5 protein-coding genes and 1 pseudogene are annotated in these 6,576 nt (G+C 41.4%); 5 read left to right on the forward strand and 1 reads right to left on the reverse strand.

Features of this window, described 5'->3' with window-relative positions; translation table 11 throughout:
• Positions 1 to 10 precede the first annotated feature (10 nt).
• The gene (locus AC1M9H_RS13795) at positions 11 to 1,240 is read right to left on the reverse strand and encodes a beta-ketoacyl synthase N-terminal-like domain-containing protein (RefSeq protein WP_035268310.1); all 1,230 of its coding nucleotides are present in this window, start codon (positions 1,238 to 1,240) and stop codon (positions 11 to 13) included.
• A gap of 272 nt (positions 1,241 to 1,512) precedes the next feature.
• On the opposite strand from AC1M9H_RS13795, the gene AC1M9H_RS13800 reads away from it, so the two are divergent.
• From AC1M9H_RS13800 to AC1M9H_RS13820, 5 genes and pseudogenes are all read left to right on the forward strand, one after another.
• Positions 1,513 to 2,940: an EcsC family protein gene (locus AC1M9H_RS13800; protein ID WP_481592389.1), complete on the forward strand. Its 1,428-nt coding sequence runs from the start codon at positions 1,513 to 1,515 to the stop codon at positions 2,938 to 2,940.
• 171 nt (positions 2,941 to 3,111) lie between these two features.
• Positions 3,112 to 3,486 (forward strand): 30S ribosomal protein S12, encoded by a 375-nt coding sequence (gene rpsL, locus AC1M9H_RS13805; RefSeq protein WP_004648013.1) that lies wholly within the window; start codon positions 3,112 to 3,114, stop codon positions 3,484 to 3,486.
• A 180-nt stretch (positions 3,487 to 3,666) separates the two neighbouring features.
• On the forward strand, positions 3,667 to 4,137 hold the full coding sequence (gene rpsG / locus AC1M9H_RS13810; RefSeq protein ID WP_004648014.1) for a 30S ribosomal protein S7: 471 nt from the start codon (positions 3,667 to 3,669) through the stop codon (positions 4,135 to 4,137).
• Between the two features lie 131 nt (positions 4,138 to 4,268).
• Positions 4,269 to 6,404, forward strand: a complete 2,136-nt coding sequence (fusA, locus tag AC1M9H_RS13815) for an elongation factor G (protein ID WP_035268315.1) — start codon at positions 4,269 to 4,271, stop codon at positions 6,402 to 6,404.
• 92 nt (positions 6,405 to 6,496) lie between these two features.
• A pseudogene (locus tag AC1M9H_RS13820) lies at positions 6,497 to 6,576 on the forward strand (hypothetical protein); the annotation flags it as partial.

Below are 6,576 nucleotides of genomic sequence, written 5' to 3' on the forward strand. Positions count from 1 at the left end.
CGGAATTAAATTAGCCTTCCCATTTCTTGAAAATGAGGCAGGCATTTACGCCGCCGAAACCAAAACTGTTACTCATTACAGTATTCAGTTTTGTATCGCGTTTTTCAAGTACGATATCAAATGGTTTTGCACCTTCATCAAGCTCAGTAACGTTGATATTTGGTGCAATAAAGTCATTCTGCATCATGAGAATAGAGTAAATCGCTTCTTGTACACCTGCAGCGCCTAAGCTATGACCTGTCATAGATTTTGTTGAACTTAAAGGTGGTACTTGACCTTCACCGAATGCGCGTTCCATTGCTTTCAATTCAGTCACATCACCAGCTGGTGTAGATGTGCCGTGTGTATTTACATAATCAATTTTTTCAACACCATGCTGTTTTGCTTCATCAAGTGCCATCAAGATGCAACGTGTTGCACCTTCACCTGATGGTGCGACCATATCAGCACCATCAGAGTTGGCTGCATATGCAACGACTTCAGCAAGAATATTTGCACCGCGCGCTTGAGCATGCTCAAGAGATTCAAGTACCACGAAACCACCGCCGCCAGCAATGACAAAACCATCACGATCAGCAGAGTAAGGGCGAGAAGCGGTTTCTGGTGAGTCATTATATTTTGAGCATAAAGCACCCATTGCATCAAATAATAGACTTTGTGACCAATGGTCTTCTTCACCACCACCAGCGAGCATTAGATCCTGTTTGCCAAGTTGAATCAGGTTGTATGCGTAACCAATGGCATCAGCTGAGGTTGCACAAGCACTTGTAATAGAGTGAGCGATACCTTGTAATTTGAATGCCACACCAACGTTAGCTGTAATAGTATTTGACATATTGCGTGGAACAAAGAAAGGGCCAATTTTACGTGCGCCTTTCTCTTCAAGAAGTTCAATCATTTCAGCGACAGAAGCTGTAGAGTTGCCGCCTGAACCACCCGCAATACCATAACGAGGATTGCCCGCAAGATCTTCAGCGGTTAGACCCGCATTTTCAACCGCAGCGACTGCAGCGTTATAGGCATACATCGCACATACACCCATAAAGCGTTTCAGTTTACGGTCAATACCGTCAAAATTTTGTTCCGCTGCAGCACTAACATGACTTTTAAAATTAAGTTCAGCATAAGTTGGGTTAAAACGTGTGCCTGAAATACCATTTTGTAAGGCATGATTTACATCTTCTAATGTATTACCAATGCATGAGTTAATGCCCATACCAGTGATTACAACACGTTTCATTTACAATTCCCTATTATGGTGAAGTCATTTTATGGAAAAATTCACATCGATTTGATTGGATGTAAAAGTCCATAAGATCTTGTCAAAAATTCGTATCATGATATCAGAATCTATTTTAAATTCTTATGGCAAATCAATATCGCAGCGTTAAAACGCTTATTGGCAGATATGTTCACTATATTGCAACCGAATAAAACACGATAAAGTTGAGATAACTCTTGACTGCACATAGAATTTTAAACATAAGTGATAAATGCGAAGGAGGGTTGTAAATGGCAAATTCTAATAATAAGCAATCTAGCGGACTGGTATTAAAAGCATTTGGAGTGGCTAAAAAGCTCAGTGCTACTGGATTTGAACTGGCACAACATGTTGCACCAGGATCAATTGCGAAATTGACGCAACAACCTGATCCACAAAAAATTATTGACATAACTTTAGATGAGAGAAAAATGACTGAACAAAAAAAGTACGAAACCCCTCAACAATTATTTCGTGATCATGTCCCTCAAGTTTCTCAAAAAATTTTTGGTCGTCATTACAGTAAATTAAATAATGTTGCTTCTTTTATCTCTCCAGACTTAAACAACAAAGTTGCAGATTATTTTTTTGATAAATTGAATGATTTTGTTTCTGAGTTAAGTTCAGTTGAGCATGTATTAAAGGAAGTTGGTGCAAAAAGCTTGGATGAACTTAAATCAAGCCCTGATCGTGCGAATCGTATCGGTGAAGCATTAGCCAATCAAAATAAGTTGATTGCAGCGGTTCAGGGGGCAGTGTCTGGTGCGACTGGCGTAGTTGGTACGGCCATCGATATTCCTTTCTCGTTGGCATTTACGTTGCGTAGTATTTACCAAGAAGGGCGCGCGCACGGTTTTGAACTTAATCATCGTCAAGAGCAAGAGATCGTTGAGTATGTATTCAAACAAGTCGATTTAGGTGTTATTGCGGAAAAGCAAACACTTTTAGTGGCATTAAGAACAGTCGCAAATTTATTGGAAACACAAGATACTCATCAGCTACAAACCCTATTGGGCTCTAGTAACGACTTCACGGCTTTAAAAAATTGGCTGAGTAATCCTGAAGGTGGTTATAAATGGAATTGGTTGAATCAGATTCCTCAAATTTCAATTTTATCTAAATTAGCACCTGTGGCTGGTGCTGGTATTGGTGCAGTATATAGCTGGCGTTTGGTGGAAGAGGCTCATACTAAAGCTAGAGCTGTTTTTTCAGGAGCACAGAAGTACATTCTCCAACATCCAGATGAGCAGGTATCTGTTCAGGAGGCCTTTGAGCGCGGTACAGAATTATTAAAGCAATCTTCACTCGCATTGAATTCCGCAGTGTCAATCAATAATGAGTTAGTGGTTGAGGTTGAAGAGTTTGCAAAAAAACTTGAAGGAGAAGAGTCTATTCAAGTTGATGAGTCTGCAGTTCATAATGATTCAATTTCAGCAATTAAAATTGAAGCAAAATCTACCGAGTCTGAAAAAGAAGAAGTGGTCAGTGTTGAGGATGGTCTTAAGGCCTTAGCTGAAAAACATGTGGAATCGGCTTCTAATGAAAGTGTTCAAGACGCTGATAAAGACCAGCCTCAAGGCGAACCTATTGTGCAGGTAAAAGCGCCCCCTAAGCGTCGTAATTCAAAAAAGAAAGACGAAGCAGCAAACTCACTACCTACGTCACAGAAAAAACAATAAATTTAGTTATGAATGGTTGATCAAATCATTCTGAAAATTTCGTTGTAAGCACACAATGGTCAATATTTGATGTCATGTTGAATGTTGACCATTTTTACTTCTTGGCTTACAATTGCATGCCCTCAAAAAGTAGTATTTTTTGGGGCTTTTTATTAACGGGAGAATTGCCACATGGCAACAACAAATCAGTTGATCCGTAAGGGTCGTACGACTTTGATTGAAAAATCAAAAGTTCCTGCGTTGAAGGCTTGTCCACAACGTCGTGGTGTTTGTACACGTGTTTACACAACTACACCTAAAAAACCTAACTCAGCAATGCGTAAAGTTTGCCGTGTTCGCTTAACTTCAGGTTTTGAAGTATCTAGCTATATCGGTGGTGAAGGCCATAACCTACAAGAGCACAGTGTTGTTCTTATCCGTGGTGGTCGTGTTAAAGACTTACCAGGTGTACGTTACCATACCGTTCGTGGTTCTTTAGACTGTGCTGGTGTTAAAGATCGTAACCAGTCTCGTTCTAAATACGGTACTAAGCGTCCTAAGAAATAATCTAACTAGATCATTTTCTTAAACGTATAGAACTGCAATCCTTTATCGTCTCGCTTGTCTGATTTCTGCATTTAATTTTGTGAAATTCAAGCGACGTGTAGTAAGGCCAGCGAATAGTACATGACACTTTGTACTGCTGCTGGATAAACCTGAAGTGTCATATTTATAGGTAGTATTAAAATGCCAAGACGTCGCGTAGTCGCTGCTCGTGAAATCCTTCCGGATCCTAAGTTCGGCAGCCAAACAATCGCTAAGTTCATGAACCACGTAATGCAAGATGGTAAAAAATCTATTGCTGAAAGTATCGTTTACGGTGCTTTAGACCGCGTTCAAGAAAAATCTAAAGTAGACCCAGTTGAATTTTTCGAGACTACTCTTGAAAAAGTTCGTCCTATGGTCGAAGTAAAAGCACGCCGTGTTGGTGGTGCTACATACCAAGTTCCTATGGAAGTACGCCCATCCCGTCGTACTGCTTTAGCGATGCGTTGGTTAGTAGATGCTGCTGCTAAGCGTTCTGAAAAAACTATGGCGTTACGCCTTGCTGGTGAGTTGCTTGACGCAGCTGAAGGTAAAGGTTCAGCGATCAAGAAACGTGAAGATGTGCATCGTATGGCTGAAGCCAACAAAGCCTTCTCTCACTACCGTTTCTAAGCGGATAAAACAGCCCCTATTCAGGAGGGTGGTAAGTCGGGTTTCACTGATTTGTCATCGAATCGCTTTAAGCTGCTCAGCAGCTTAAAGCGTCCTGTTTTAAACAACAAAATTTAGGAATGCAAGAAATCATGGCTCGTCAAACCCCAATTTCTCGTTACCGTAACATTGGTATCTCAGCACACATTGATGCTGGTAAAACAACGACTTCTGAACGTATTTTGTTCTACACAGGTGAGAGCCACAAACTAGGTGAAACTCACGAAGGTTCAGCAACAACTGACTGGATGGAACAAGAGCAAGAACGTGGTATTACTATTACTTCAGCAGCAGTAACTTGCTTCTGGAAAGGTATGGGTAACCAGTTCGAACAACACCGTATTAACGTAATTGACACACCGGGACACGTTGACTTCACGATCGAAGTTGAGCGTTCTATGCGTGTTCTTGACGGCGCGTGCATGGTTTACTGTGCTGTAGGTGGTGTACAACCTCAGTCAGAAACTGTATGGCGTCAAGCAAATAAATATAAAGTACCTCGTATTGCGTTCGTTAACAAAATGGACCGTACTGGTGCAAACTTCTTCCGTGCTGTTGAACAAGTAAAAACACGTCTTGGTGGTAATCCAGTGCCAATCGTGATTCCTGTTGGCGCAGAAGAAAACTTCCAAGGTGTAGTAGACCTTATCGAAATGAAAGCGATTATCTGGGATGAAGCATCTCAAGGTATGAAGTTTGAATACGGTGAAATTCCTGCTGACCTTGTTGAGCTTGCTCAAGAATGGCGTACGAACATGGTTGAAGCTGCTGCAGAAGCATCAGAAGAACTCATGGATAAGTACCTAGAAGAAGGTGATTTGACTAAAGAAGAAATCATCGGTGGTCTTCGTGCACGTACATTGTTGAATGAAATTCAACCAATGCTTTGTGGTTCAGCGTTCAAAAACAAAGGTGTTCAACGTATGTTGGATGCTGTTATTGAATTCTTACCAGCACCTACTGACGTTGAAGCAATTAAAGGTATCTTAGACGACAAAGATGAGACAGAAGGTTCTCGTGAAGCGTCTGATGAAGCACCGTTTGCTGCGCTTGCGTTCAAAATTATGAACGACAAATTCGTTGGTAACTTGACATTCGTTCGTGTTTACTCAGGTGTTCTAAAAGCTGGTAGTGCAGTTTATAACCCTGTTAAATCTAAACGTGAACGTGTTGGTCGTATTGTACAGATGCACGCTAATGACCGTCATGACATCGAAGAAATTCGTGCGGGCGATATCGCGGCATGTGTAGGTCTTAAAGATACGACTACAGGTGATACACTTTGTGATGAAAACAACGTAATCACATTGGAGCGTATGGAATTCCCAGAGCCAGTAATTGCACTTGCAGTTGAACCTAAAACTAAAGCTGACCAAGAAAAAATGTCAGTTGCTTTGGGCCGCTTGGCGAAAGAAGATCCATCATTCCGCGTTCGTACTGATGAAGAATCTGGTCAGACTATTATTGCTGGTATGGGTGAGCTTCACCTTGACATCATCGTTGACCGTATGAAGCGTGAATTCGGTGTTGAAGCGAACATTGGTAAACCAATGGTTGCTTACCGCGAAACGATTAAAAAATCTGTTGAGCAAGAAGGTAAGTTTGTTCGTCAAACTGGTGGTAAAGGTAAATTCGGTCACGTATATGTACGTTTAGAGCCAATGGATCCTGAAGCTGGTAAAGACTACGAGTTCGCTGAAGAAGTTGTTGGTGGTGTTGTACCTAAAGAATTCTTTGGTGCTGTAGACAAAGGTATTCAAGAACGTATGAAGAATGGTGTCCTAGCTGGTTACCCAGTTGTTGGCATCAAAGCGACATTGTTCGATGGTTCTTACCATGATGTCGACTCTGACGAATTATCGTTCAAAATGGCGGGTTCTTACGCATTCCGTGATGGTTTCATGAAAGCAGATCCTGTTCTTCTTGAACCTATCATGAAAGTTGAAGTAGAAACTCCAGAAGACTACATGGGCGATATCATGGGTGACTTAAACCGTCGTCGTGGTATGGTTCAAGGTATGGACGATTTACCTGGCGGTACTAAAGCAATCCGTGCTGAAGTTCCACTTTCTGAGATGTTCGGTTACGCAACACACATGCGTTCTATGTCTCAAGGTCGTGCGACTTACTCTATGGAATTTGCTAAATATGCTGAAACTCCACGTAACGTGGCTGAAGGCATCATTGCTAAGTTCCAAGCTGGTGGTAAAAAAGGTGACGACGAGTAATCTTTCGATTACTATAAGCCCAACTAATTCATAGTTTAAAACCAAGTGCTCATGGAGTGATCCTCCATGAGTAGTTTAAAAAGGAAGATCTCATGGCTAAGGCTAAGTTTGAACGTAATAAGCCACACGTTAACGTGGGCACAATCGGTCACGTTGACCATGGTAAAACAAC

This window comes from Acinetobacter sp. ANC_7512 (assembly GCF_056779935.1).

Coding starts and splice junctions, on each gene's coding strand:
- AC1M9H_RS13795 (WP_035268310.1), bottom strand. CDS start 1,240: ATGAAACGTGTTGTAATCACTGGTATGGGCATTAACTCATGCATTGGT.
- AC1M9H_RS13800 (WP_481592389.1), top strand. CDS start 1,513: ATGGCAAATTCTAATAATAAGCAATCTAGCGGACTGGTATTAAAAGCA.
- rpsL (WP_004648013.1), top strand. CDS start 3,112: ATGGCAACAACAAATCAGTTGATCCGTAAGGGTCGTACGACTTTGATT.
- rpsG (WP_004648014.1), top strand. CDS start 3,667: ATGCCAAGACGTCGCGTAGTCGCTGCTCGTGAAATCCTTCCGGATCCT.
- fusA (WP_035268315.1), top strand. CDS start 4,269: ATGGCTCGTCAAACCCCAATTTCTCGTTACCGTAACATTGGTATCTCA.